Here is a 26,288-nt window from a genome sequence, read left to right as displayed (position 1 = left end):
TAGCCAAGACGCAACAGCCCTAAAAAACAAGACGTTTGGGCATTGCGAATCACACTTATGCTTGTTTGATTCGACCAAAGTCCGAATCAACCGAATCAGGCGCCCGAATCGAATGCGGGCCTGAAACGAAGGGAATGCACATGGCCGCTAAGGACAACACGGATCAGCAGGACGGCGCAGACGGGGATATCTCCCTTGATATGAGCCAGGCCGCGGTCAAAAAGATGATCATGGAAGCGCGTGAACGTGGCACGATCACCTATGATCAGCTGAACAAGGTGTTGCCGCCCGATCAGGTGTCGTCTGACCAGATCGAAGACGTGATGAGCATGCTTAATGAAATGGGCATTCAGGTCACGGAAGAAGAAGAATCCGAAGAGGTTGAGGACGACGGCAAGTCGAAAGAACTGACCACGACCTCGGGCAGCCGCGAGGTGACGCTGGGTGCCGCCGAGACGGAAAAGCTGGACCGGACCGATGACCCCGTGCGCATGTATCTGCGCGAAATGGGATCTGTAGAGCTGCTGTCCCGTGAGGGCGAGATTGCGATTGCGAAACGCATCGAGGCTGGCCGCAACACGATGATTTTGGGGCTGTGCGAAAGCCCGCTGACCTTCCAGGCGATTACAATCTGGCGCGACGAATTGCTGTCCGAGGACATCCTGCTGCGCGATGTGATCGACCTTGAGACGACGTTCGGCAACCAGTTGGGCGACGACGACGAGGAAGAAAATGTCGTCTCCGCCAGCGCGGGCGAGGGTGAGAAAAAGGAAGAAAAGCAAGAGCTTGACGCCGATGGCAACCCGATTGCCAAAGAGGACGACGATGACGAGGACGACGCCGCCAACATGTCGCTGGCCGCCATGGAGGCAACGCTGAAGCCCCAAGTTCTTGAGACGTTGGACGTGATCGCCCGGGATTTTGCCAAGTTGAGCGAGATGCAAGACGCACGGATGTCGGCCACGTTGAATGAGGACGGGTCGTTTTCCGACAAAGAAGAGACGACGTACCAAAAGTTGCGTCAGGAAATCGTTGATCTGGTGAATTCGCTTCACCTGCACAACAACCGCATCGAGGCGTTGATTGACCAGCTTTATGGCATCAACCGCCGCATCATGCAGATCGACAGCAATATGGTGAAGCTGGCCGATCAAGCCCGCATCAACCGTCGTGAATTTGTGGACGCCTACAAGGGCCGTGAATTGGACCCCACGTGGCTGGAAGAAATGGGCGAAAAGTCCGGGCGTGGCTGGCAGATGCTGATCGAACGGTCCACCGCCAAAATCGAGGATTTACGCGCTGAAATGGCCCAGGTGGGTCAGTATGTGGGCGTCGATATCTCCGAATTCCGCCGCATCGTGCAGCAGGTTCAGAAGGGCGAGAAAGAAGCCCGTCAGGCCAAGAAAGAAATGGTCGAGGCGAACCTGCGTTTGGTGATTTCGATCGCGAAGAAATACACGAACCGCGGCCTGCAATTCCTTGATCTTATTCAGGAAGGCAACATCGGCCTGATGAAGGCGGTGGATAAGTTTGAATACCGTCGCGGCTACAAATTTTCGACCTACGCGACATGGTGGATTCGTCAGGCGATCACGCGGTCCATCGCGGATCAGGCCCGCACGATCCGTATTCCGGTGCACATGATTGAGACGATCAATAAACTGGTGCGCACAGGCCGCCAGATGCTACATGAGATTGGTCGTGAGCCGACGCCGGAGGAGTTGTCCGCCAAGCTGCAAATGCCGCTTGAGAAGGTCCGCAAGGTGATGAAAATCGCCAAGGAGCCGATTTCACTGGAAACACCGATTGGCGACGAGGAAGATTCGCAGCTTGGCGATTTCATCGAGGACAAGAACGCGGTTCTGCCTTTGGATTCTGCGATCCAAGAGAACCTGAAAGAGACGACCACACGGGTTCTGGCGTCGCTGACCCCCCGTGAGGAACGTGTGCTGCGGATGCGCTTTGGCATCGGGATGAACACCGATCACACGCTGGAAGAGGTCGGTCAGCAGTTCAGCGTGACACGCGAACGGATCCGCCAGATTGAGGCGAAGGCCCTACGAAAGCTGAAACACCCGAGCCGGTCGCGCAGGCTGCGGTCCTTCCTTGATCAATAAAATACCTTGTGTCCCCGCCCTTGTGCGGGGACATTTGGTTTATGGATTGGGTGATTTCGACCAACGGACCGGGGCTTTATGAGTTCACGGATGAGGTGCGGGCGCGGGTGTCTGGCACTGGCGTGCTGACGTTGTTTGTTCAGCATACCTCTTGTTCGCTGTTGATCCAGGAAAACGCGGATCCTGAAGTGCGGGACGACATGCAGGCGTTCTTTGAACGGTTGGTGCCGCCGAGTGATCACCCCACGATGTCCTATCTGAGGCACACCTACGAGGGGCCTGACGATATGCCGGCCCATATCAAGGCCGCGATGCTACCTGTCAGCTTGTCTATTCCTGTGGTTGACGGGCGATTGCAGCTTGGAACCTGGCAGGGAATTTATCTTTTCGAACATCGCGCGATGGCCCATCGGCGGCGGGTTGTCGGGATGCTGCGATGACGTCTGCCGCGCAAAACACCGCGTTGAAATGGGTCGATGCCGCGCGCGCCGATCTGTCGACGGCCTGTGCCACCATTTTTGAATATGCGGAACCTGCGTGGCGCGAATATCGGTCAGCGGCATGGTATGTTGAGAGATTGCGCGCCGAAGGGTTCACCGTGGAAGAGGGCAGCGGTGGTATGCCCACGGCCTTTTGTGCCGATTGGTCCAACGGGGACGGCCCCGTGGTGGGACTGTACGCAGAGTACGACGCGGTGCCGGGCAATTGTCAGGCCGCAGATGTTGCCGAGGCCCCGCGCGCAGGGTTCAGCCCCTATGCGGCAGGCCACACTGATCCCCATTCAGCGTTGGGGATCAGTGGGTTAGGGGGGCTATTGGCCACCAAGGCGGCAATGGAACACCATGGTATCAAAGGCGGTTTGCGCTTCACCGGTGAGCCTGCCGAGAAGGTGCGCGGGTCAAAACCCATCCATGCCGCCAAGGGGTACTACGACGGTCTTGCGGGCATGCTGTCGTTTCATCCGTTCTATATGCTGCCCCTGTGCAATACGGTCCGCTGGGACACCCACTGTGGTGCGGCTTATTCGATGGTTTACCGGTTCATCTGCGATGCGCCGCATCTGTTTGGGGCCGCTGACGGTGCCCCCATTCCGCAAAGCCATTCAGACATCCGCGCGCCGGGCGCAAATGATGCTTTGGTCATGATGTACGCCCAAGGCCGAATGTTGCGCGACAGCATGGCGTCCCACGCAGGCGGTTGGTCCATTTCTGAGGCGATCCTGTCGGCGGGGCAGGCCACAGCGGATAATTTGCCCGCGGGCCTTGCAGAGTTGCAGTACATGATGCGGGTGCCGACCGTCGCGTTGGCCGAACGTATCACCGCGCGCCTTGATGCTTTGGCAGAAGCTGTGGCGCAGCAGACAGGCTGCCGTGTGGAAAAACACTGGGTCTGCAAATCCCGCCCCGGATTGGCAAATCACACGATGGCGTCACTGGTTTGGGAGCAAATTCAACAGGTTGGCGCGCCTGTTTGGGATGATGCGGCAAAAGAAATAATGCGGCAGGTGCAGGCGAATTGCGGAATGGATCCGACGGATGACCCAATCCTGCCCGCCTGTGAGACATTGATTTCGCCGCAAGAGGCAGAGGCGATATTGCGGCGGGATTTGCCGCCCTCGCAACTTAATTCAACATCGGACGACTACACTGACATGACGTGGCATGCACCTACCGCGCGGTTCTATATCGCGCGTCCGGCCCTGCGGGGCGGGCCTTATCCGGCGTGGGCCATGAATGCCTTGGGCGGTATCCCTCAGACCATTGATCCGACGGTGCAGGTGGCCGCAAAGGTTCTCGCCCTGTCTGCTTTGCGTCTGTTGGAAGATGGTAAGGCACGGTCTGACGCGAGGGATGAATTTGAACTCCGCCGCGATGAGGCGCCGTGTCCGCCACTGTGTGATTACGACCCGCCCACCGGGATCAATTGGCCCAGATATGTCGAAACGCCCGCCGGACATGATTGGCATATTTCAACATTGGAGGACCCATGCGACTGATTTTCCCCCTATTGTTTTGTGCAAATGCGACGTGGGCCGATTGTGGGGCCTCGGCGGAATTGTTTATGTCGTGCGACTTTGGAAACGGCAAAACGATCACTGTTTGCACTGACGGCAACATCGTCGACTATTCCTTTGGCGTATCTGGTCAGTCGCCGGAACTTGCGATTTCATTGGCGTACCAAGAGGGGGCAGAAAAAGTGCCGTGGACTGGCGTGGGGCGATCCATTTGGGAGGCGATCCGCCTGACGAACAATGATGTCACCTACGAAGTCTACGCCGGCTTTGACCGGTTTCTTGCGGCAGACGACACCAAAACCCTTGCAGAGGTTTTCTTTGGCGGCATCGTTGTAGAAGATTTCGACGGCACTGAACTGGCCCATTTGCGCTGTGATCCGGCAACGGTCAACTACGGGTACTGACAGCGCAAGTGTGGCCGATGCGACTCATGATCTAGTGGTGTGATTTGCCCACTACCCAAAACTTATCCCAAGTCCTATAGTGGCTGTGGATAAATGGGGCATAAGACCCCAAAGGCAGAAAACGAGGACAGGCCATGCGTTGCCCCTTTTGCGGAAACGTCGACACACAAGTGAAGGATTCCCGCCCTGCGGAAGATCACGTTGCCATCCGGCGGCGGCGGTTTTGCCCTGCGTGTGGCGGACGTTTCACAACATATGAACGGGTGCAGTTGCGCGATTTGGTGGTGATCAAATCCAACGGGCGCCGCGAAGATTTTGACCGCGATAAGCTGGAACGATCGGTCCGGATTTCCATGCAGAAACGGCCCGTGGAACCCGAACGCGTGGATCAGATGATTTCCGGCATCGTGCGCCGGTTGGAAAGCATGGGTGAAACGGACATCAATTCCAAACAGATCGGTGAGATCGTGATGGAGGCGTTGGCTCGGATCGACACTGTTGCTTATGTGCGATTTGCCAGTGTTTACAAGAACTTCCAAGCCGCGGATGACTTCGATAAATTCGTCAGCGAATTGCGGCCGCCAGAAAAACCGGACGATTGATAACGCAAGAAGACCACAGGTTTATGGGACAAGCCCTGTCGCTCGGGCGGCGGGGCTTGGGGCGTGTTTGGCCCAACCCGAACGTGGGCTGCGTCATCGTGCAGGGCGGGCGCGTGATCGGGCGCGGCTGGACGGCCGACGGCGGGCGTCCCCATGCGGAGACACAGGCGCTTCACGGGATCGATGCGCAGGGGGCCACGGCCTATGTCACGCTGGAGCCCTGCGCGCACTATGGTCAGACGCCGCCCTGCGCGGATGCATTGGCGAAGGCCGGGGTCGCGCGGGTCGTCATCGCGGCACCTGACCCGGATCCGCGGGTGGATGGTGGCGGTGTGGCCAAACTGCGCGCCGCGGGGATCACGGTTGAGACCGGCGTGCGACGCGCCGAGGCCGAACGCGACATGGCGGGGTTTTTGTCATGTATCACGCGAAACAGACCCTTTGTGACGCTGAAACTTGCGGCATCTTTTGACGGGCGGATTGCCACCGCCACGGGGGAAAGCCAATGGATTACCGGGCAACAGGCGCGCCGTCATGTCCATGCAATGCGGATGACCCACGATGCCGTCTTGGTGGGGGCGGGCACGGTCCGCGCCGATGATCCAACGCTGACGGTGCGCAACTTGGGGGCCGTGCGCCAACCGGTGCGGGTCGTGGCCTCGCGCAAATTGAAATTAGATGCACCTGCGATGATGGCAGGTGTGGAGGCGGCGCCCGTCTGGCTGTGCCACGCAGACGGTGCGCCCGTGCACTCATTTGTGGACCAAGGTGCTGTGTCTGTGCCGTGCAAAACCCAAGGTCAGCAGATCGATCCTGTTGATATGATGACCAAATTGGCAGACGCCGGCCTCACCCGTGTGTATTGCGAGGGGGGCGGCAAACTTGCCGCGTCGTTGCTGAATTGCGATCTGGTGGATGAGGTCGTGGGCTACACCGCAGGCCTTGTGATCGGGGCAGAGGGCACGCCTGGCCTTGGCGCGATGGGCCTGGAACGCCTGAACGCCGCACCGCGTTTCACACTTGTGGACAGCCGCCAAATCGGCGCTGATTTGATGCACCGCTGGGCCCGACACGCGTAACGCCCCCCCTTCATCTGACCAGAAAAACTCGCCCCGCAGGGCCGATCTGACTTCAGCGCCACAGATACGCATAGGACGCAAACGCGCCTTGCATTTTCGCCAACAGCCGGTTGGCCCGCGACGGCCGCGGGACGGTCCCCTGTTCCAAACGGTCCAGGACAACCCAGACAGGGCACGGTGCCTGCGTGACCGGATCATAATAACGGGGATAGTCGATCAAAATGGCATGGACGAGCTGCGCCAGAGTGGGCCGGGCGGTGCGCCGCACGCAGGGCGGGGCACGATCATCTGTCAGGCCCCAACCGGCATAAAACGGTGTCCCCAGACAGGTGACGTCTTTGCCGCGCAAAAGGGCCTCGAACCCCAAGGTCGAGGTCATCGTCCAGACTGCATCGACGGCCTCAAGTGCAGCCATGGGCGAAGTTCGATCAAGGATCACATCAGCAAATTCGGCCGCGTCCGGCACGGCGCCGGATCGCAACCCGGCCTCAACATCCGGGTGCGGTTTATAAAGGATCGTCGCGGCCGGATTGGCGGCGCGGGTCGCGGCCAGCAGGCCGCGGTTCGTGGCGACGTCGGGGGTGCCCAGCCGGATGGAGGCATCGTCTTCCACTTGTCCGGGCACGAGGATCCTGCGACCTTTGTAATCGTCGCCGGACAGATCATCGGGCACATCCGAGGCGTCGAGGTTGTATTTGCTGAGACCCGCCGAGGTGATCCGCGCGATCAGTTGTTCGGCGCGGTCGCTGGCCGCGGGGGGCAGGGCGGTGGCGGCTTCGATCAAGACTTCAAGACGGCTGGGGCCGGTGGGATCGTAGTATATGCCAAGGTCATCGAGGACCAACGACAGCGGCGGGATCAGCTCTGCCCCCAATCCGCGGGACCGCAGAAATCCGTCTTCGACGCGGTAAGCGCTGTCGTGACCGTCTGATTTGCCCGCCCAGACCATACGGCCCCGACCGGTTTTGGCCGCCAGCGCGTCCGCGGTGGCGGGGTTGTCTTCGAACACCACCTTGCGGTGGCACCCGAAGACCTGTTGCAACGGCCCACGTTTCCACAGCCGCATGCCCGAGGCCACCCAGCCTTGCGCGTCATCGCGCCATGCGCGGGTATGGGCCGCGAGGGTGTCAATCGCCTCAGACAGGCTGCACAGGCGGTCGCGGTAGGGGTCGTACCATTTGGGATAGAGGATCATCGCGGCCGCAAACAGCTGCGCGCGCGTCAGGCGACGTTGGCGGCGGTCCAGCGGCATGCGGTCATCGGTCAGGCCCCAGCCCATGTAGAACGGCTGGCCAAAGACCACCGGTTTGTGGCCAGCCAACACCGCCTCGAACCCCAGTTGGGACGACACGGTATAAACGGCAATCGCGCCATCCAGCAGTGCGTGGGGCGACACGGGGTCACTCATCAAGTGCACATTCGGCCCGATGTCTGCATCGCGGTAGTGGCCGTCGCGGTGGCCTGCGGTCGTCTCGGGGTGGGTTTTGATGACGATGGGGGCGGTGGGGTGTTCTTCGCGGGCGACGAACAACATTTCAAGAAAGGTGTTGCGATCGGCACGTGAGGCCGTGACCGATGCGTCGCCCTTTGTCTGGTCGATGATCAGCACATAGCCCGCGTCTAGGGCGGGGGACGTCGTGAGAGCGGGGGTGGCCGGATCGAAGGCGTTGTATTTGCTTAAGTTCAGTCGCCGCAAACGGTCCATGCCGTCGCGGGCCTGGTTCAGCAGGTGGGTGTCGTCGAGGGGGTGTTCGGCCAGCAAAACCTCAAGATCGGAGGGCTGGGCCGGATCGAAATGCACGCCACGGGTGTCCAGATGCAGGCCCAGTGGAGGCTCCCCATCACGGCCGGGCAGCACGGAGCGCAGAAAGGCATCTTCGACGCGCAACACCGGCGCATCGGTGCGGCCCGCCACGGCCTCCCCCCGCCAAGCGGTGGGGGATTGGCCCCAGACGCCGATCATATCGTTGGGCGTTGGTTTGCCAAGCGACACGTCGAAGCCCGACAGGGTCAGGATGCGGCGGATGCGGGTTTGCGTCAAAAACCCACCGTTAAAAACGAAAAGCCGCCGCGCGGGGGGACGCGCGGCGGCTGGATCGGTGTGCGCGCTGTGCGTCACTGCACCAGGCTGGCGGCCGAATTTGCCTGACCCAGCGTGCCGAAGACCGCCGAGATGGTTTTGTTGAACTGGCTGTAGGGCGCTTCGGTGACGTACACGGTATCGCCATCACGGATCGCAAAATCGCGGGCCATGAACATGCCGTTGGGTTCGGTCAGATCCAGCACGTAGATCACACGTTGCGTGCCTGTCAGATCGTCACGGCCCACCAGTTGTTCTGCGATGTCTTCGGGTTCATTGCGGAACACGAAGACACCAGTTGGATCGGCGAGGTTGGTGTTCAGGCCGCCGACCTGCGCGATGGCTTCGATGGCGGAGATCGACTGGCTTTCGAAGGCCAGACGCGACTGGGACCCTGTGGCACCAAGGGCGGTGAAAGACCGGGTGTCTTGTTCGACGAAAATGCGGTCACCGGAGCGCAAGGCGATGTCGTGGCCGGGATGATCATAGAGATCTTCGAACCAGATTTCGCCAACATGATCGCCTCGTGTGACGGTGACGCGCGCAATGGCAGGCGGCACGCTGACGCCACCGGCGGCGGCCAACATGGCCGACAGGGTACGGGTGGGCCGTTCGATGGGATAGACACCCTGGCCGCTGACGGCCCCCACGATGGACACGGTCGCCCCATCACCGGCCAGACGGCGGACCTGCACCTGCGGATCGGGTGTTTGTTCTTCGAGCTTTTCGGTGATGATCCGGCGGATCGCCTCAGGCGTGTTGCCCGCTGCACGGATGCGGCCTGCGTAGGGCACAAAGATGAAGCCCGCACCGTCGACTTGGACTTCTTCAAGAACGGTGGCGTTTTGCCCCTGAGACACGAGCAGCGGATCGCGCACGTTTTCCCAGATTGTCAGGCCCAATGTATCGCCCGCGCGGATCGTGTCGCTGCCCAGCACGCTTGCGTTTTGAAAGCCAGCAGAGAACCCAAGTGCCGGAGTGACACCGGCCACAAGGTTCACGCGGTCATCGACCAGCAGAACGAAGGCGTCGCCGTCACGCATGACGGAGCCTGCGAAAATTTCCTGTTTGTTGGGGCCTGAGCGGGGCAGGCCACAGGATGCAACAACGGCCAATGCCGCGATGAGGGCGGCGCCTTTGGCAAGGCGCGATCTGATTGATGTCACTGCTTTCGGTCTCCTCGACCTGATTATTTCTGCCTCAAACTCATGCGGGTGATTTCAATGATCACCTCACCTTTTGCCTGCAAGGTACCGGAATCCTGTGCCAAAATCCACATAAAGGTTATGGGTGGGATCGGGTGTGGCCGTGGTGCAACCGCCCCTCAGGGGCCGCCGCAAGGTCTTGTGGGTTCTATTTGACGACACGCAACTGCTGGCGCGGCGGGGCCTTGCCGCTGCGCAGCGCATCATAGGGATCTTGCGCGTCCAGCATCATATCAACCACCTGCCGCATCAGCTGACGGCGACCGCGCGCACTGTAAAAACCGCCCGGCACCTGACTGGTTTCCAGCAGGTAGCGACGATAGTCTTTAAAGGCGCGGTTGTCGGGGCGCCCGGGCTGGGCAAAGAACGCCTCAACCGGTTGGTCGGACACGAATTCAGGCTTGGCATAGACCGCTTGGCCAAACACCTTAAGCGGGATGCCACGGTGCAGCACCTGTTGTCCGGCGGTGGAATTGACGGTGACGGCGGTGCGCGCATGATCCAGCAGTTGCGCCAGTTTGCCGCCCCGCACGTAGTGCACGCGGCCTGCCACGCCGTGGTGTTCGGCCAGTTTGCGCGCAATGCGGCGCACAGGGCTGCGCCCGTTTTCCAGCGGATGCGCCTTGAGGACCAGATGGTGGTGTTTCGGCGCCCCTTTTGCGAAGCCTTCGATGATCACGGACAGAAAATCCTCCATCCGGTCAAAGGGCGAGTGCATCTGGAAGCTGGCGTCATGTTCCAGCTGCAACAGGGCAATGTGGTAGGGATAGCCGCCGTGTTTGATCCGAAAGGTCGACAGGATACGGTCCAGCGCGATCACTGGCATCAACATGAGGCGCCGCGTATACAGCGCCGTTTCGGTCACAAGCGGAAGCTCCCGATGCGGGCGGAAGTTCTTGTACTCGCTGTTTCGGAACATCACGAACCAATGGTACAGCGCGCCGTAGAAGACGTGGTGGCGCATGTCGCCCCAATGGGCCGGGGCCTCTGGAATATCCAGTTCGGATTGGGCAAGCGCGCCCCGCATGTCTGCCACGCTGGTGTCCATCAGGCGCGAATGCCCGTTGGATCCGCCCCGTTCATACGTGACCCAATAGGGCCGCATGTAGCCTTCTTCGAAGACATGGACGGTCAGCCCGCGGTCCTTTGCAATCTGGGCGGCTTGCGCGTGGATCGGGCGCGTGTCGCCATAAAGCACGATGTCGGTGATGGCGTGTTCGTCCAGCAACGCGACAAAGGTGTCGGCCCAGTCTTCGGGCGTGCCGCGATAGGGGATGTAGCCCTTGGCGCCGAACCAGAACGCACGGTCGCCTGCATTGAACCCCACACGCCAGACATCAGCGCCCGCCCGGCGCAGCATCTTGGCCAGCCGGTGAAAGAAGGGCCCGTGGGGGCCTTGCAGGAACAGGAATTTCGGCGTCGGGTGGATCATTCAGGTCCTCTGGGCGTCGTACGTCTTTTGACGCTTAACAGTGCATCGCGGCATAAATATGGCTGTTTGGTGTCTCGTTGATCTTTAGGTCACCACCTTGCCCCCACCCATGCAAGAGGTTACCCCAAGCAGATCACGGGGAATTCACCGAAAGGGGCATCATGTTTACCGGCATCATCACAGACGTGGGCGAGGTTCTGGCCCTTGACCATCGCGGCGATCTGCGGGCGCGTATCGGCACCGGCTACGACATTGCAGGCATCGACATCGGGGCGTCTATTGCATCGGACGGCGTGTGCCTGACGGTGGTCGACAAGGGCACCGATCCGCAAGGCTGGTATGATGTTGATATCTCAGCCGAGACGGTGAACCTGACGAACATTGGCCGTGGCAACGGCTGGCAGGTGGGCAAACGGGTCAATCTGGAACGCGCCCTGAAGGTGGGGGATGAACTGGGTGGGCATATCGTGTCTGGCCATGTGGACGGTGTGGCCACAATTGTCGACATGACTGACGAGGGCGACAGCACCCGTGTTGTGCTTGAGGCGCCCGCCGATCTGGCGCGGTTCATCGCACCCAAGGGGTCTGTTGCACTCAACGGGACATCGCTGACGGTGAACGAAGTCGACGGCGCGCGCTTTGGCATCAACTTCATCCCTCATACCAAAACGGTCACCACATGGGGGGAGGCCGCCGTGGGCGACGCTGTGAACCTTGAGGTCGACACCATGGCCCGCTATGTCGCGCGCCTGCGGGATATGGACTAGATGGCGGGCATCGGACACAACTCTGGCCGCGGTGAGATGGCGGGCCGCAGCTGGCGCACGCACGTCTGGCGCAAAGCCCGGGCCGATCTGATGCCAACCCTGCCGATCGAGGTCGTGCGCCGCCGCGTGGCCCGCGCCAAAGAATTGGGTCTGCCGTACAAAACATATGCGGGGCTGCGGGCCGCCTCTGGCGATGATCTGATCGGATTTATGTTCTCATCAAATGCGCTGCGGGTCCTTCGGGCCGGTCAACGCGTCCCCTCGGACCGCGTCTCCAAACTCATGACCCTGAAAGAGGCGCGCACACTGGCCCTGGCCCACGCGCCCGTGCAGCCGGACCAACTGTCGCCGCCCACAGACAGCGCCTGCAAGGCACCGCGCCCCTTTGCTGGCTGGGGCGAGACCCGGGCAGTGCTGCTGGACGCCCTGACAGCAGCCCAGGCCAAACCCAGCCGCATGGTGCTGGTCTGCGACACCGCACTTGAGGCCGAATGGGTCGCAGCCGCCAAACTCGCCGGATCGCTGCCCTCTGATGTGTTCTTTGCCCGATGACGGTCTCGCCTGCAAAACCTTCTGCGGCGAAACCCCTGGTCGTGGCGTCCTTGGAAGATGACACCGGCGACCGCTGCGTTGACATCATCAAACACGGGGACACCCACTTCACCTTCGCCGAATGCCGCCGTGACCCCGAAGACAGCCACGGCTGGCGCCGTCTGTCCGCCGCCGATGGCCCCGCCTTCACAACCGAATTCGCAGCCTATTCCGCCGCCCTCAAAGCCGTGCCATGGCTGATCGAGTGAAGCCCCCCTTCATCTGACCAAAAAAACTCATCGCACCAAAGGTGCAAAAGGTCGTCACGTCAGTGGCCTTTCCGAATCCCCGCCGCCAAGCTATCTGACACCAAAGACCAAGGCACAGCCCAAAGGACAACCATGAGCGATATGTTTGAAACCCCAGGGCCCGTCGAAGCCGACTACCGCGATGCGATCTCTCCCATCGAAGAGATCATCGATGATGCCCGCAATGGTCGCATGTTTATCCTCGTCGACCACGAAGACCGTGAGAACGAAGGCGATCTGGTGATCCCCGCGCAAATGGCCACCCCCGATGCGATCAATTTCATGGCGACCCACGGGCGCGGGCTGATCTGCCTGACGTTGCCGGCCGAACGGCTTGATGCGCTGGGGCTCAGCCTCATGTCCACGCACAACTCGTCGCGCCACGAGACCGCCTTTACAGTGTCCATCGAGGCTCGCGAAGGGGTGACGACAGGCATTTCGGCCGCCGACCGCGCCCGCACGGTGTCCGTGGCCATCGACCCGACCAAAGGCCCTCAGGATATCGCGACCCCCGGACATGTGTTCCCGCTGCGCGCCCGCGCAGGTGGGGTGCTTGTCCGCGCAGGCCACACCGAGGCAGCAGTGGACATCAGCCGCCTTGCAGGCCTCAACCCCTCCGGTGTGATCTGCGAAATTATGAAGGACGACGGGGAAATGGCGCGTCTGCCCGATTTGGTGGCCTTTGCCCAACTGCATGGGCTGAAAATCGGCACCATCAGCGACTTGATTGCCTACCGTCGCCGCAACGACAATCTGGTGCGGGTACAAACGCAAGAAAAGATCACCTCCGAATTCGGCGGCGAGTGGGACATGCGTGTCTACGCCGATGAAACACACGGCGACGAACACATCGTGCTGACCAAAGGCGACATCACCGGCGACGCGCCCGTGCTGGTGCGCATGCACTCCATGGATCCCATGCTCGATGTGGTGGGCGCAGGCCCAAAAGGGCGCACGGCGGAATTTGGCGAAGCCATGAAGCGGGTTGAAGAAGAGGGGCGCGGTGTTGTGGTTCTGCTCCGCGATACATCCATGAAGATCGTCGCCCATGACGAAGTCTCCCCCCAGACCTTGCGCCAATACGGGCTGGGCGCGCAGATCCTCAGCTCGCTGGGGCTGGGACAGATTGAGTTGCTGACAAACTCCCCCCAACCCAAGATTGTGGGCCTCGATGCTTACGGTCTGGAAATTGTCGGAACCCGCAAAATCTCAGACCTCGGATAAGGACCAGACCCATGGCCGGACCTTCACATTACATTCTGCCGCGCGCCGACGTGGACCGCGACACCAAGATCCTCATCGTCATCTCCCCTTATTACAAGGACATCGCCGACAATATGCTGGCCGGGGCCAAGGCCGAGATCGAGGCCGCAGGCGCCACCCATGAGGTCGTCGAGGTGCCCGGCGCACTGGAAATTCCGACCGCCATTGGGATTGCAGAACGTATGTCCAACTTTGACGGTTATGTGGCATTGGGCTGTGTGATCCGCGGTGAAACCACCCATTACGATACGGTCTGCAACGACAGCTCCCGCGCGCTGCAATTGCTGGGCCTGCAAGGGCTGTGTATCGGCAACGGCATCCTGACCGTGGAAACCCACGAACAGGCTGCTGTGCGGGCGGATCCGTCGGATCAGAATAAAGGCGGCGGCGCGGCCGCTGCGGCCTTGCACCTCATCGCGCTCAGCCGTAAGTGGGGCCGCGCCAAGGAGGGCGTTGGATTCACCAGCGAGATCCTGATGGCGGGCAAAATGGACGGCAACACAACCGCATGACCCTTTCGAACAACCAAAAACGCAAAATGCGCAGCGCGTCGCGCCTCTACGCCGTGCAGGCCCTGTTTCAAATGGAACAGACGGGCCAGACCATCGAAGACGTGACCCGCGAATTCGAAAACCACCGGTTCGGCGCAGTGTATGAAGGCGATGAAATGGCCGAAGGCGATGTGGATCTGTTCCGCGCCCTCGTCGAAGGTGCCGTGAACCACCAAGCCAAAATCGACCAGATGACCGATCGCGCCCTGGTTGCCCGCTGGCCCTTGGGCCGCATCGATCCCACGTTGCGGGCTGTGTTCCGCGCAGCAGGCGTAGAACTGACGGGCCGTGATACCCCACCCAAGGTGGCCATCACCGAATACGTCGATGTTGCCAAAGCCTTTTTCGAGGGCGGGGATGAGCCGAAATTCGTGAACGCTGTCCTCGATCATATGGCCCGCGAAGCAAAACCCGAGGCATTCTAGCGCCCTCCGTTTGCCCAGCAGGCCCTGTTTCTTTGGGTCAAAAATACCTCGGGGGAGGCGCACCGCGCCGGGGGCAGCGCCCCCAATTCGGACGTTCGAACATGACCGAACGTCAAAAGTGGCGGGCCCCGCAGCGACCGTAGGGGTCTGAATTCCCGAGGACCTGTATGTACAGGTGGGCGCCAGGTAACGTGGCCAGGGCCATGACAGAGCCAGCTCCCTCGGATTTGCTTAAGGCCACCGGAATTTACCCGTTGTATACGAGAAGAGCAGAAGCCCGCCGACACTTGAGGTAGTGCGTAGGTCCCCATTGCACAAGGGCGCCTGCGGCGGGTGTGTCAAAAATTCGTAGAATTTTTGGGTGCAAAATCTTTTACAAGATTTTGGCCTCCGGCGGGAGTTTTTCGGGTCAGATGAAGGGGTGGTCGTGCCAGACCTTGACCGATGTTCATGAATTGTTCATGTTTCAGATATGCCTGATGATTTGCTTCAAACCTCTGCAACGCTTCAGCCCGGTCAGCTTTTGGCACGGGGGGTCTGTCGACATTTGCGCGCGATGAATTTTGTGTGTGTTGAAGAACTTGTGCCTGTGCGAGGGTTGCGGGTGGACGTTATGGCGTTGGGCCCGAAGGGCGAGGTTTGGGTGGTTGAATGTAAATCCAGCCGCGCGGATTTTCAGTCGGATCACAAGTGGCAAGGGTATCTGGAGTGGTGCGACCGGTTCTTTTGGGCGGTGGATGGGGATTTTCCGACGGATTTGCTTCCGAATGAAACGGGGCTGATCCTGGCTGACGCTTATGATGCTGAGATCGTTCGCATGGGGCCGGAAAACAAGCTGGCCGCAGCGCGGCGCAAGGTGATGGTGCAGAAGTTTGCCCGCACGGCGGCGATGCGGTTACAGGCGCTGCGGGATCCGACCGCAGGGTTTGGGGCGGGCTTTGGCTAGCGGCGTGACAGGGCCAGCGATGACATGCCGGCGGCGAAAATCACGGACAGGCCCAAAAAACTGATGGGGTCGGGCCAATCCCCAAACACCATATACCCGATCGCTGTGGCCGAAATCAGCTGCAAGTAGATCAACGGTGCGATTGTCGTGTTGGGGCTGGTTTTGCTGGCCATGACGACCAGCAGATTGCCCGCAGCCGAGGCCAGCGCACTGAGCAGGATGAATCCGAACATCGGAAGGCTGATCGCGGTTGGCAAAACCGACAAACCCATGGGCGCCAACAGAACGGAGCCGATCAGGAGTTGCGAAATGAGCAGCAACCTTGGGCGATATTTTTGTGCCACCGCGCGGGTGGTCGTCAGAAAGGCCCCATAGAGCAGCCCTGCGCTGAGCGCGAAGCCAAGTCCCGGCGTGAACCCGAATCCCGGTTTGACCACCAGCAGCACGCCGATGAACCCTGCGATGAGCAGCACGGACCGCGTGACAGTCACCCGTTCCTTGAGAAAAACCGCCGCCAATCCAAACGCCACGATCGGGTTGATGAACATCGCGCCAAAGGCGTTGGCGACAGGTTCTGTGCGCAGGGACGTCAGGATGCAGACGATGCCGCCTGCAATCAGCAGCGCGCGCAGCCAGACCAGAGGATCCCGCACAGCCCGCAGATCATCTGCCTGCAAGCCCATAAACGGCAACAGCACCAGACCGGCCAGCGCAAACCGGGTCCAGGCGACAAACAGCGGGCTGACGCCCTGTTGGGTCAGAATTTTTCCGGCGGTGTCGCCAATCACGATGCAGGTCATGGCCACGAACACCGTGACACCAACCAGCCAAAGGGGGGGCGTTTCAGCGTTTGACGAGGCGGGCGGCCTTGGCTGCGGCGAGGATTTCCTCGGCGATTTCTTCGGCCTCTTCGGGTGTGAAATCCATCGGAACCTCAAACTGGCCTGCATCAATGAACAATCGCACCTGACCGTGATCGGTTGGCCCGATTTGCAGGTTTGCCTCAATATCGCGTTCGTCGTTGATGCCCATGGATGTGGTGTCCTTTGCCGATCTTGGGATGATCTAGCGCGGGGGCGGGGGAAATGGCAAGGGCAGGGGAAATGACCGCTTGAAAACGCGCCTTACCCTCTTGCATTCGGTCGGCTGTCTGGCTAAATCAGCCCTCGCGTGCCGCCTTAGCTCAGTTGGTTAGAGCGCTTGATTGTGGATCAAGAGGTCCCTGGTTCGAGACCAGGAGGTGGTACCATTCTCTCCCCCGCATGCCATAGACGTCGCCAAGACAGGGCTTTTGTTGTCAGCCGCGCGCCAACGTGTAAGTTTGGCGTAAGGGGGGTGCACATGGGTGAGATGACGGGATTGGATGCTTTGCCGGTCATCGCGGCATCGCTGGATGAGGGCCACGACGGGTTGGCCGCCTTTTCTGAAAAACTGAACGTGATTGAAGACATGCCGACCTTTTGGTTTGGCGATGCACCGGTGTGGGCCCAGACGCAGACATCCGGTTTGCCCATGTGGCCTTTGACGGCCCCGTCGGACGAACGGTTGGGCGTATGGGACGCAGGCCATCAGGTGGTGTTCACCCTTCGGAGGGGGGATCTGCGCGACCATGTGAACAGCGCTTTGGATACGCCCTTGTCTGAGGCTGAGTTTCAGCTGTTTGCGGATTTGGGCTGCGGGCGGACCGTCGAGAGCAGCGCAGAGGCCGCGGGCGTTGCCGTGTCGACCCGACGCAAACAGTTGCAGGGGGTATTTCGCAAGCTGGGCGTTGAAAGTCAGGCGGCGCTGGTGGCTTTTGCCGCAGGTGCCGCGCACAGATTGTCGGCTGAGCTGTCCACGCTATACCGGTCAGAGAGCAAAGACCTTGGCGGCTATGCGGCGTTTTTGCCCGCCGGCGTGCGATGCGCGGCGGTGTTGGATGCCAGCGGTGCGGCGGTGCGGTATCTGGATATCGGGCCGGTTACGGGGCGGGTTGTGATGGTGCTGCATCCGATGATCTTCCCGGCGATCACCGCCGAGGATGTCGCGCTGTGTCATGATCTGGGCATTCGTGCGATCTGGCCCATACGCCCGCAGTGTTTGACCACATCGGGTGTGCGGTCAGGCCGGTGGGACGATCATTGCGCCGCCGTCGTTGCGAATTGCGAAACGGTGTTGGGGGCTGTCTGTGCCGTGCCGGTGCCCGTCATCGCGCTGGTGTCGTCGGGCGGGTATGCCACGGCGCTGGCAGAGGCGCGCCCTGATCTGGTGGCGCGGATCGATTTCGTTTCAACCTGCTATTCGGCAGGGCGACGGCCATCGCGGGACGCCTATTTCGGTGATTTTCTGGTGCGGGCGCTGCGTCAGAACAGCCGGATGGCGATGGTGATGGTGCAGCATCTGGGAGGGGCTGCGTTCTGCACGCGGCGCTTGGAACGCACCATCAGACGTATTTTCAGGGGCAGTGCGGTGGATCAGGCCGTGCTGGATGCCGCCTTTGCCACATCCGAGGGGGCCGCGCGGGTGCAGCAAGTGATCCGCGGGTCCATCGGGTCCATGCGCCACGATTATCTGTCGCAACTGCATTTCAAATGGGACAGGGCGCGGGCTTTGCCAATGGAGCGGCGGTTTTGGCACGGGGCGCAAGACAGGGTGCATGATCTTGATGAGCTGATGGCCTTGTCGCATGATGTCACTGGCCAGCCCGCACAGGTCATACCCCAGATGGGGCATCTGACCGAGGGCGCACCTTTGCGCACGGTTCTGTCGGACATCTTCGCCACATACCCTGTTTGAGGTAGCCCGCCGGTTATCGCTGTTGCGTGGCCCCCCGCTGGCATGGCCGATTGCCCCTATTGAAACGACCTGCGGCACAGTTTGAGTGAGTATTGGTGCTGAATGGTCCCTCTGCCAAAGGGCGTGCGTGCGTCCTTTGGCAATTTGGGGGGCAGGACGCGGGGCAGATTGGGAAGGACAACCATATGAGACTTTTGGGATGCGCGATGGCATTGGCGGGGTTGACCGCCTGCATGGAAACAGCACCGGTTGAGACGGGCGCAGCTGAGGCTGCATCGATGACATTGACCACCCGGGCGCAATTTGAACAAGCCATTGTCGGTCGGACATTGGATTTTCAGGGCAACACCTTTGCGTTTAACGCCGATGGCACGATTTCGGGTCCGTGGGACGGGCAGGGCATTTCCGGCACGTGGACATGGGAAGAGGGCGCAGCCTGCCGCGAGGGCAGCATCGGCACCAGCCGCACGTTGGACCTCGATTGCCAGATCTGGGCCGTCAGCGGCAATGAGGCGACGGTGACGCGCGATCGCGGCAATGGCGCGTCCTTCGTGTATTCGATCCGCTGAGGGACGCATCAGACACGAAAAGGCCCGCCTGTGGAAACAGGCGGGCCTTGGCTGTTTTTTGGGGCTGGCTTAGCCGATGATCGCGTTCAGCGTCGCAGAGGGGCGCATGACAGCTGCGGTTTTGTCCGCATCGCCGTGGTAGTAGCCGCCCAGATCGACAGGCTGGCCCGCACCGGCCTTGATTTCAGCCAGAATCGCATCGATCCCGTCCGCCAAGGCCTTGGCCACGGGTTCAAACGCGGTGGCCAGTTCGGCGTCGTCTGTCTGGTTGGCCAGCGCCTCCGCCCAGTAGAGCGCAAAGTGCGCGTGGGAGGCGCGGTTGTCGTCCTGACCCACTTTGCGGCCCGGAGATTTGCCCTCGGCCAGCAGTTTGACGGTGGCGGTGTCCACGGCGTCGCCCATGACTTTAGCTTTCGCGCCGCCAGCGAAGCGCAAGCTTTCCCCTAGCGCGCAGAACTCGCCAAGGCTGTCCCAGCGCAGGTGGTTTTCTTCCATCAGCTGTTGGACGTGCTTGGGGGCGGAGCCACCGGCGCCGGTTTCAAACAACCCGCCGCCCTGCATCAGTTTCACCACGGACAGCATTTTGGCCGACGTGCCGACCTCAAGGATCGGGAACAGGTCCGTCAGATAGTCGCGCAGCACGTTGCCGGTGATGGCGATTGTGGTTCGGCCCTCGCGGATTTCTTCGCAGGAGGCACGGGTTGCTGGCGTGGGGGCCATGACCTCAAACGTGTCGGTGAGGCCTTTTTCGGCCAACGCCGGACGCACGTAGTTCAGCAATTCGGCGTCATGGGCGCGGGTTTCGTCGAGCCAGAAGATCGCGCGGCAGTTTTCAGCCGCCTGACGTTCGATGGCCAGTTCGATCCAGTTCATGATCGGGGCTTTGCGGGTGGAAGCCATGCGCCAGATGTCGCCTGCCTCAACCGCATGGGACATCAGAACGGTGTCGCCGTTCATCACGCGCATCTCACCGGCGGCGGGGACCTCAAACGTGGTGGGGTGGGAGCCGTATTCTTCAGCCTTTTGCGCCATCAGGCCGACGTTCTGCACGGTGCCTGCGGTGGCCGGATCCAGCGCGCCGGTTTCTTTGAAGTAATCGATGCTTTCGGCATAGACCCCCGCGTAGGAGCTGTCGGGGATCACGCAAGTGGTGTCCGCCTCTTCGCCGTCAGGGCCCCAGCCCTTGCCACCTGCGCGGATCACGGCAGGCATGGAGGCGTCGATGATCACGTCGGAGGGGACGTGCAGGTTGGTGATGCCCTTGTCGGAATTGACCATGTAAAGCGGCGGGCGGTCGGCCATGACCGCGTCGATCTCTGCCGCAATCTCAGCCCCGTTGGGCAGGTCTGCGATTTTGTCCAGCAGGGTGCCCAGACCGCCGTTGGGGGTGATGCCGTTGGCGTCAAACAGGTCGCCGTGTTTGGCGAAGACGGGGGCCAGATATTGACGCACGCAGTGGCCGAAGATGATCGGGTCGGAGACCTTCATCATCGTGGCCTTCATGTGCAGGGAGTAAAGTGTGCCTTCTTTGGCTACGTCTTCGATGGTTTTGTTGTAGAAGGCTTTGAGGGCTTTGACGGACATGAACGTGCTGTCGACGATGGTGCCTGCGGGCATGTCGAGGCCGTCTTTCATGACGGTCACGGTGTCGCCTGCTACATGTTCAATGCGCAGGGTTGCGGCGTCTGCGAGGGTGACGGAGGCCTCGTTTGAGCGGAAGTCGTCTTCGCCCATTGTGGCCACGCGGGTTTTGCTGTCGCTGACCCATTTTCCCATGCGGTGCGGGTTGGCTTTGGCGAAGGCTTTGACGGCGGCGGGCGCACGGCGGTCGGAGTTGCCTTCGCGCAGCACGGGGTTCACCGCCGATCCCTTGATGGCGTCATATTTGGCGCGCACGGCTTTTTCATCGTCTGTTTGGGGGGCTTCGGGGTAGTCGGGCAGGGCGTAGCCTTGGCCCTGCAGCTCCGCGATGGCGGCGGTCAGCTGGGGCACGGAGGCGGAGATGTTGGGCAGTTTGATGACGTTGGCATCGGCGGTTTTGACCAGTTCACCCAATTCGGCCAGCGCGTCGGACTGACGTTGGGCGTCGGTCAAATGATCGGGGAAGGCGGCGATGATGCGGCCTGCGAGGGAAATGTCGCGGGTTTCAACCTCAAGCCCTGCCTCGGACAGGAAGCGTTTGATGATGGGCAGGAGGGAGGCCGCGGCCAGCTGGGGGGCCTCATCAACGGTGGTGTAAATGATCTTGGTCATGGGTCAGGTTCCCTGTGGTCGGAGGGTGGATGGGAGGGTTTGGAGGCCGTTTAACGTCTTTGTATACCATCGTCTACCGGAACCCGACAGGCCGCGACAATTGATACACCGGTTTCGGGGGGCTGGGCTTTGTGGGCGAGGCGTGGCACCACATTCCAATGGCTTTGTTGATCACCCTTATCATTTCCGGCGTGGGCGTTGCTGTTTTCATGGCGCTGGCGTTGCCGCTGCCGTGGCTGTTGGGGCCGTTGTTGGGATGTTTGATCGCCGCCCTTTGCGGTGTGCGGTTGCGCGGCGCGCCACGGGCCAGCCAAGTGATGCGCACGATTCTGGGGGTGGCGGTGGGGGCCACGATCACGCCGGCGTTGTTTGCGCAGTTGGGCACGTTGATTTGGACGTTGGCCCTGGTGCCGCCCTTGGTGATTTGCGTCGGCGCTGTGGGCTATCCGCTGTTTCGGCGCGGGTTCGGGTTTGATCATCCCACCGCGTTTTATTCCGCGATGCCGGGTGGGTTGCAGGATATGCTGCTGTTTGGCGAAGAGGCAGGCGGTGATGTGCGGGCGCTGTCGCTGATCCATGCCACGCGGGTGTTGATTGTGGTGATGGTTTTGCCGTTTGTGTTTGCCTATTTTTATGGGGCGGAGCTGAACGGGCCTGTGGGCGCGCCCTGGACGAATGTGCCGTTGGCTGAGTTGATTGTCTTGGGCGCTGCCGGAATTGCGGGCTGGAAGATCGCCGCACGGGTAGGGCTGTTCGGGGCGTCGATCCTGGGGCCGTTGTTTTTGACCGCCGGTCTGTCCTTGGCCGGTGTGATTGAGAACCGACCGCCTGCGGAGGCCATCGCGGCGGCGCAGTTTTTTATCGGGTTCACGATTGGCGTGAAATATTCCGGCATCACCTGGAAAGAGGTGCAGGTGGATGTGACGGCGGGGGTTGTGTTTTCGGTTTTGAGTTTGGGGGTCGGGGGGCTTTTCGCGGTGCTTATCGTGCGGTTGGGGTGGTTGCCGCTGACCGAGGCGGCCTTGGCGTTTGCGCCGGGTGGACAAGCGGAGATGGCGATCGTGGCGCTGGTCGCGGGGGCGGATGCGGCGGTGGTGGTGGCGCATCATTTGGTGCGGATTGTCTTTGTGATCATTGGGGCGCCTTTGGTTGACCGCTGGTTTGGCGGATAGGCTGGGATGCCTCCGGCGGGAGTTTTTTGGGCCAGATGAAGGGGGGCGTCGTGACATATGGCAGGTTGGGGCGTATCAGGCGCGCATGAATGTAGAATTTCAAATCGGGGAGGCACCGCCTGCGCGCATGGACAAGGCGTTGGCGCGGGATGTGCCTGAGGGGGCGGCGCTCAGCCGGTCGCGGCTGGCGCGTTTGCTGGCTGAGGGGGCTGTGCGTGTAAACGGCGTGGTTGTCACGGACCCACGGGCGCGGGCAACAGAGGGAGATGCCGTTCGGATTAGTGTTGAGGTTGCGGATGACTATCACGTGGCGGCCGAAGACATTCCGCTGGATGTGGTGTTTGAGGACGCCGAACTGATTGTCGTCAACAAGCCCACGGGCATGGTGGTGCATCCGGCCCCCGGCACGCCAGGGGGGACGTTGGTGAATGCCTTGTTGCACCATTGCGGTGACAGCCTGTCGGGTGTGGGCGGGGAAAAGCGGCCCGGCATTGTGCACCGGATCGACAAGGAAACGTCGGGGTTGTTGGTGGCGGCCAAGACGGACCGCGCCCATCACGGGCTGGCCGCGCAGTTTGAGGCGCACACCGTGGAGCGTCATTACCGCGCGATCTGTTACGGCGTGCCCGACAGCACCGACCCCCGCGTGCGCGGCGTGAAGGGGGCGTCGTTTGAGGCGGGCAATATTCTAAAGCTGCAAACCCAGCTGGCGCGCCACAAACATGACCGTCAGAAACAACAGGTCGTGTGGCACAACGGGCGGCATGCGGTGACGCGCGCGCGCATTGTTGAGAGTTACGGCACACCGCCCACCGCTGCCTTGCTGGATTGCTGGTTGGAAACAGGGCGCACCCATCAGATCCGCGTGCATCTGGCCCATGCGGGACATGGGTTGATCGGGGATCCGACCTATGGCGGCCGACGCAGATTGTCCGAAAAGGCCATTGGGGCCCGCGGAATTGAGGCTGTTCGCGCGTTTTCGCGTCAGGCGCTGCATGCCGCCACTTTGGGGTTTGAACACCCCGTGAGCGGGGAGATGATCCGGTTTGAGGCCCCGATGCCGCAGGATATGCGCGATTTGGTGGCGGCGCTGGGTGGATGTTAGGCCGTTCGTCGGGCACCAGACTGTGAAATCTGTAACAATTGCGCTCTGTGCGTCCCATGTGCGTGAGGGCCGCGACATGTTTGTGGAACCGACTTAACCAATTCTTAGTTTGGATTTATGAAAACTGAACAGATCAGTCTTGAATGGGACGCATTGTGCGCCCATATCCATGTTAAGGCCGTAAACATATAAGTTCGAAGAACGGCCAACACGACCTTTGGGAGGGGCAAAATGAGCTCTTACACAAATTTACCGGCGCCATCGCCGGAACAGGGCCTGAACCGGTATATGCAGGAAATTCGCAAGTTTCCGATGCTGGAGCCCGAAGAAGAATACATGCTGGCCAAACGCTGGGTTGAGGAAGAGGACACCGAAGCGGCGCACAAGATGGTGACGTCGCACCTGCGGTTGGCCGCCAAAATCGCGATGGGGTATCGTGGCTACGGCCTGCCTCAGGCTGAGGTGATCTCTGAAGCGAACGTGGGCCTGATGCAGGCGGTCAAACGGTTCGACCCTGAAAAGGGCTTTCGTCTGGCGACCTATGCCATGTGGTGGATCAGGGCCTCCATTCAGGAATATGTCCTGCGGTCCTGGTCCATGGTGAAGCTGGGCACGACGTCGGCGCAAAAGAAGCTGTTTTTCAACCTGCGTAAGGCCAAAAGCCGCATTGGTGCTTTGGAAGACGGCGATTTGCGCCCCGAGAACGTCAAGCGGATCGCCAACGATTTGGGCGTGACCGAGGACGAGGTGATTTCGATGAACCGCCGGATGTCCGGTGGCGACGCATCGCTGAATGCCACGGTTGGATCCGAGGGCGAAGGCACCATGCAGTGGCAGGATTGGCTGGAAGACGAAGATGCGGACCAGGCGGGCGATTATGAGGCCCGCGATGAGCTGGAGGCCCGCCGCGCATTGATGGCCGAAGCCATGGATGTGCTGAACGACCGCGAAAAAGACATTCTGATGCAACGTCGTCTGGCCGACGAGACGGTGACCTTGGAAGAGCTGAGCGGCCAATATGACGTCAGCCGCGAACGGATCCGCCAGATTGAAGTGCGGGCGTTCGAGAAGCTGCAGAAGAAAATGCAGACCTTGGCCCGCGAACGCGGCATGTTGGCCAGCGCCTAAAGGTTTGAATGCGAAAGACGCGGGCCCCCAACGGGGTTCGCGTCTTTTTTCTTGCTGTTGATGCCTCCGGCGGGGATATTTTTGAAACAAAGACAGACGGCAGAGGCAACAGGGGGCGGAGCATGGTCGTGAACTGGGGAATTTTGGGCGCGGGCAAGTTCGCGCGGGAGGAGATGGGCCCTGCGATCCATGCGGCCTCTGGCGCGCGGTTGGTTGCTTTGGGGACGTCTTCGGCTGAGAAGGCCGCGCCTTTTCAGGCTTTTGCGCCGGATTTGGTGGTGCATGACACCTATGATGCGGTCCTGGCGGATCCCGCCGTTGATGCGGTGTATGTCCCGTTGCCCAATCATCTGCATATCGAATGGGCGATGAAGGCTTTGGCTGCGGGCAAACATGTTTTGGTGGAAAAGCCCGTTGGGTTGAAGGCGGCGGAGATTGATCCGCTGATGGCACGACGCGATGAAACGGGGTTACAGGCCGCAGAGGCCTATATGATTGCCCATCATCCCCAGTGGCACCGTGTGCGGCATTTGCTGGCGGATGGCGCGATTGGGACGCTGGCCCATGTGGACGGGATCTTTACCTACAACAACCCTGATTTGACCAATGTGCGTTATGACGCGGCCAAGGGGGGCGGCAGCCTGCCGGACATTGGTGTGTACACCATCGGATCTACCATTTTGGCGACGGGACAGACCCCCGATCAGATCACACATGCGGACATTGATATGTTGAACGGGGTCGATGTGCGCGCACGGGTGTCGGTACGGTTTGACGGGTTTACTGCCCATTGGGTGACGGCGATGAACATTCATGACAGCCAATGGATGTCATTTGTGGGAAGCCACGGACGCATTGATGTGCTGGCGCCGTTCAACGCGGGCAAAGTGGGTGAGGCACAGATCAGGATCGTTCAGGCGGGGGGGGGCACCCGTGTTGAACGTTGGCCCGCCGTGCGCCAGTATGTCCTGCAAGTTGAGGCCTTTGGCGCGGCGATGCGCGGTGAGGCGGCCTTTGGCTGGACGTTGGAACAGGCCAAGACCACGCAAGAGGTCATTGACCGGATTTATGCGGCTTAAGGCGCTGAGAGAGGAGACAGGACCATGGCGGATCCCAATGAGTTTGATGATGTGATGCCTGAAAACACGTCGAGGCGTGCGCCTGAAAAGCCCATCGAAGAGAACCTGTTTTCCCGATTGATTTACATGATCATCATCGCGTTCATGATTTCTTTCGCGGGGTCAGTGATCGGGCTTTTGGCCTTGCTGCAATTCATCATCATGTTGGTGAACCAAAAGCAGCCCAACGAACGGATTGCGGATTTGGGCACGGATGTGGGCATTTGGGTGGCCAAGGCCACGCGGTATCAAACCGGCGCGTCCGAGGTGAAACCCTGGCCCTGGACGGAGTTGGACTGACCGCAGGTCATCCAACTTATGGGTGTAGCGAAGAGGCGAAGCCGGTTTCGCGGGCCCATGACGGAAGGCGGAGTTGGACGGGCCGCAAGTCGATCGAGGGACGTCTTTGCGGTGTGGCGATCAATTTGGTTTCGAATTTGCTGC

26 protein-coding genes and 1 tRNA gene are annotated in these 26,288 nt (G+C 60.7%); 21 read left to right on the top strand and 6 right to left on the bottom strand.

Features of this window, described 5'->3' with window-relative positions; all coding sequences use genetic code 11:
• The first annotated feature begins 140 nt into the window (after positions 1 to 140).
• The 6 genes from rpoD (at position 141) to ribD (ending at position 6,216) form a co-directional block, all read left to right on the top strand.
• Positions 141 to 2,117 carry an RNA polymerase sigma factor RpoD gene (gene rpoD, locus PSJ8397_RS04525; protein WP_085863328.1) on the top strand — a complete coding sequence of 659 codons (1,977 nt, stop codon included), beginning with the start codon at positions 141 to 143 and terminating at the stop codon, positions 2,115 to 2,117.
• A gap of 41 nt (positions 2,118 to 2,158) precedes the next feature.
• On the top strand, positions 2,159 to 2,557 hold the full coding sequence (locus PSJ8397_RS04520; RefSeq protein ID WP_085863327.1) for a secondary thiamine-phosphate synthase enzyme YjbQ: 399 nt from the start codon (positions 2,159 to 2,161) through the stop codon (positions 2,555 to 2,557).
• Entirely contained in the window at positions 2,554 to 4,113 is a 1,560-nt protein-coding gene (locus tag PSJ8397_RS04515) for a zinc-binding metallopeptidase family protein (protein ID WP_085863326.1), read from the top strand. Before PSJ8397_RS04520 ends, PSJ8397_RS04515 begins: the two co-directional genes overlap by 4 nt.
• Entirely contained in the window at positions 4,104 to 4,535 is a 432-nt protein-coding gene (locus tag PSJ8397_RS04510; RefSeq protein WP_085863325.1) for a hypothetical protein, read from the top strand. The genes PSJ8397_RS04515 and PSJ8397_RS04510 overlap by 10 nt, the downstream gene beginning before the upstream one ends.
• Positions 4,536 to 4,669: 134 nt before the next feature.
• Positions 4,670 to 5,137: a transcriptional regulator NrdR gene (gene nrdR / locus PSJ8397_RS04505; RefSeq protein WP_085863324.1), complete on the top strand. Its 468-nt coding sequence runs from the start codon at positions 4,670 to 4,672 to the stop codon at positions 5,135 to 5,137.
• Positions 5,137 to 6,216: a bifunctional diaminohydroxyphosphoribosylaminopyrimidine deaminase/5-amino-6-(5-phosphoribosylamino)uracil reductase RibD gene (ribD, locus tag PSJ8397_RS04500; protein ID WP_268794661.1), complete on the top strand. Its 1,080-nt coding sequence runs from the start codon at positions 5,137 to 5,139 to the stop codon at positions 6,214 to 6,216. The genes nrdR and ribD overlap by 1 nt, the downstream gene beginning before the upstream one ends.
• A 52-nt stretch (positions 6,217 to 6,268) precedes the next feature.
• Here ribD and PSJ8397_RS04495 read toward each other — a convergent pair whose 3' ends face one another.
• The 3 genes from PSJ8397_RS04495 to PSJ8397_RS04485 form a co-directional block, all read right to left on the bottom strand.
• Positions 6,269 to 8,335, bottom strand: a complete 2,067-nt coding sequence (locus PSJ8397_RS04495; RefSeq protein ID WP_085863322.1) for a capsular polysaccharide biosynthesis protein — start codon at positions 8,333 to 8,335, stop codon at positions 6,269 to 6,271.
• Positions 8,332 to 9,462 (bottom strand): polysaccharide biosynthesis/export family protein, encoded by a 1,131-nt coding sequence (locus PSJ8397_RS04490; RefSeq protein ID WP_085863321.1) that lies wholly within the window; start codon positions 9,460 to 9,462, stop codon positions 8,332 to 8,334. The genes PSJ8397_RS04495 and PSJ8397_RS04490 overlap by 4 nt, the downstream gene beginning before the upstream one ends.
• A 187-nt stretch (positions 9,463 to 9,649) precedes the next feature.
• Positions 9,650 to 10,933: a capsule biosynthesis protein gene (locus tag PSJ8397_RS04485; RefSeq protein ID WP_085863320.1), complete on the bottom strand. Its 1,284-nt coding sequence runs from the start codon at positions 10,931 to 10,933 to the stop codon at positions 9,650 to 9,652.
• A 161-nt stretch (positions 10,934 to 11,094) separates the two neighbouring features.
• On the opposite strand from PSJ8397_RS04485, the gene PSJ8397_RS04480 reads away from it, so the two are divergent.
• The 7 genes from PSJ8397_RS04480 (at position 11,095) to PSJ8397_RS04450 (ending at position 15,724) form a co-directional block, all read left to right on the top strand.
• A complete protein-coding gene (locus tag PSJ8397_RS04480) occupies positions 11,095 to 11,700 on the top strand; it encodes a riboflavin synthase (protein ID WP_085863319.1) in 606 nt (201 codons plus the stop codon).
• A complete protein-coding gene (locus tag PSJ8397_RS04475) occupies positions 11,701 to 12,252 on the top strand; it encodes a hypothetical protein (RefSeq protein WP_085863318.1) in 552 nt (183 codons plus the stop codon).
• A gap of 41 nt (positions 12,253 to 12,293) precedes the next feature.
• The gene (locus tag PSJ8397_RS04470; protein ID WP_143515338.1) at positions 12,294 to 12,500 is read left to right on the top strand and encodes a hypothetical protein; all 207 of its coding nucleotides are present in this window, start codon (positions 12,294 to 12,296) and stop codon (positions 12,498 to 12,500) included.
• A gap of 132 nt (positions 12,501 to 12,632) precedes the next feature.
• Positions 12,633 to 13,763 (top strand): 3,4-dihydroxy-2-butanone-4-phosphate synthase, encoded by a 1,131-nt coding sequence (ribB, locus tag PSJ8397_RS04465; RefSeq protein WP_085863316.1) that lies wholly within the window; start codon positions 12,633 to 12,635, stop codon positions 13,761 to 13,763.
• Positions 13,764 to 13,774: 11 nt separating this feature from the next.
• Positions 13,775 to 14,314, top strand: a complete 540-nt coding sequence (locus PSJ8397_RS04460; protein WP_085863315.1) for a 6,7-dimethyl-8-ribityllumazine synthase — start codon at positions 13,775 to 13,777, stop codon at positions 14,312 to 14,314.
• Entirely contained in the window at positions 14,311 to 14,778 is a 468-nt protein-coding gene (gene nusB, locus PSJ8397_RS04455; RefSeq protein ID WP_085863314.1) for a transcription antitermination factor NusB, read from the top strand. Before PSJ8397_RS04460 ends, nusB begins: the two co-directional genes overlap by 4 nt.
• Positions 14,779 to 15,250: 472 nt before the next feature.
• Positions 15,251 to 15,724 (top strand): MmcB family DNA repair protein, encoded by a 474-nt coding sequence (locus PSJ8397_RS04450; RefSeq protein ID WP_085863313.1) that lies wholly within the window; start codon positions 15,251 to 15,253, stop codon positions 15,722 to 15,724.
• Here PSJ8397_RS04450 and PSJ8397_RS04445 read toward each other — a convergent pair.
• Complete coding sequence (locus tag PSJ8397_RS04445; RefSeq protein WP_268794658.1) at positions 15,721 to 16,536, bottom strand: DMT family transporter; 816 nt, start codon at positions 16,534 to 16,536, stop codon at positions 15,721 to 15,723. The two genes, PSJ8397_RS04450 and PSJ8397_RS04445, sit on opposite strands and share 4 nt — an antisense overlap.
• 31 nt (positions 16,537 to 16,567) lie before the next feature.
• Positions 16,568 to 16,756, bottom strand: coding sequence for a DUF6324 family protein (locus tag PSJ8397_RS04440; RefSeq protein WP_085863312.1), 189 nt, complete (start codon positions 16,754 to 16,756; stop codon positions 16,568 to 16,570).
• Between the two features lie 140 nt (positions 16,757 to 16,896).
• Between PSJ8397_RS04440 and PSJ8397_RS04435 the strand changes: the two genes are divergently transcribed.
• The 3 genes from PSJ8397_RS04435 to PSJ8397_RS04425 all read left to right on the top strand — a co-directional run bounded on the left by PSJ8397_RS04435 (position 16,897) and on the right by PSJ8397_RS04425 (position 19,068).
• Positions 16,897 to 16,973: transfer RNA gene (locus PSJ8397_RS04435), tRNA-His, on the top strand.
• 92 nt (positions 16,974 to 17,065) lie between these two features.
• Complete coding sequence (locus PSJ8397_RS04430; RefSeq protein ID WP_085863311.1) at positions 17,066 to 18,499, top strand: hypothetical protein; 1,434 nt, start codon at positions 17,066 to 17,068, stop codon at positions 18,497 to 18,499.
• Between the two features lie 185 nt (positions 18,500 to 18,684).
• The gene (locus PSJ8397_RS04425; protein WP_085863310.1) at positions 18,685 to 19,068 is read left to right on the top strand and encodes a hypothetical protein; all 384 of its coding nucleotides are present in this window, start codon (positions 18,685 to 18,687) and stop codon (positions 19,066 to 19,068) included.
• A gap of 69 nt (positions 19,069 to 19,137) precedes the next feature.
• On the opposite strand, the gene PSJ8397_RS04420 is transcribed toward PSJ8397_RS04425, so the two are convergent.
• The gene (locus PSJ8397_RS04420; RefSeq protein WP_085863309.1) at positions 19,138 to 21,321 is read right to left on the bottom strand and encodes an NADP-dependent isocitrate dehydrogenase; all 2,184 of its coding nucleotides are present in this window, start codon (positions 21,319 to 21,321) and stop codon (positions 19,138 to 19,140) included.
• A 158-nt stretch (positions 21,322 to 21,479) separates the two neighbouring features.
• Between PSJ8397_RS04420 and PSJ8397_RS04415 the strand changes: the two genes are divergently transcribed.
• The 5 genes from PSJ8397_RS04415 to PSJ8397_RS04395 all read left to right on the top strand — a co-directional run bounded on the left by PSJ8397_RS04415 (position 21,480) and on the right by PSJ8397_RS04395 (position 26,144).
• Entirely contained in the window at positions 21,480 to 22,493 is a 1,014-nt protein-coding gene (locus PSJ8397_RS04415; RefSeq protein WP_085863308.1) for an AbrB family transcriptional regulator, read from the top strand.
• 85 nt (positions 22,494 to 22,578) lie between these two features.
• Positions 22,579 to 23,598, top strand: coding sequence for an RluA family pseudouridine synthase (locus tag PSJ8397_RS04410; RefSeq protein WP_085863307.1), 1,020 nt, complete (start codon positions 22,579 to 22,581; stop codon positions 23,596 to 23,598).
• A gap of 231 nt (positions 23,599 to 23,829) precedes the next feature.
• A complete protein-coding gene (gene rpoH, locus PSJ8397_RS04405; protein ID WP_085863306.1) occupies positions 23,830 to 24,726 on the top strand; it encodes an RNA polymerase sigma factor RpoH in 897 nt (298 codons plus the stop codon).
• Positions 24,727 to 24,848: 122 nt separating this feature from the next.
• The gene (locus tag PSJ8397_RS04400) at positions 24,849 to 25,805 is read left to right on the top strand and encodes a Gfo/Idh/MocA family protein (RefSeq protein ID WP_085863501.1); all 957 of its coding nucleotides are present in this window, start codon (positions 24,849 to 24,851) and stop codon (positions 25,803 to 25,805) included.
• A gap of 24 nt (positions 25,806 to 25,829) precedes the next feature.
• Complete coding sequence (locus tag PSJ8397_RS04395; RefSeq protein WP_085863305.1) at positions 25,830 to 26,144, top strand: DUF4389 domain-containing protein; 315 nt, start codon at positions 25,830 to 25,832, stop codon at positions 26,142 to 26,144.
• The last annotated feature ends 144 nt before the right edge of the window (positions 26,145 to 26,288 follow it).

This window comes from Pseudooctadecabacter jejudonensis (genome assembly GCF_900172275.1).
Lineage (GTDB): Bacteria > Pseudomonadota > Alphaproteobacteria > Rhodobacterales > Rhodobacteraceae > Octadecabacter > Octadecabacter jejudonensis.
This window is presented reverse-complemented; position numbering and strand designations above follow the sequence as displayed.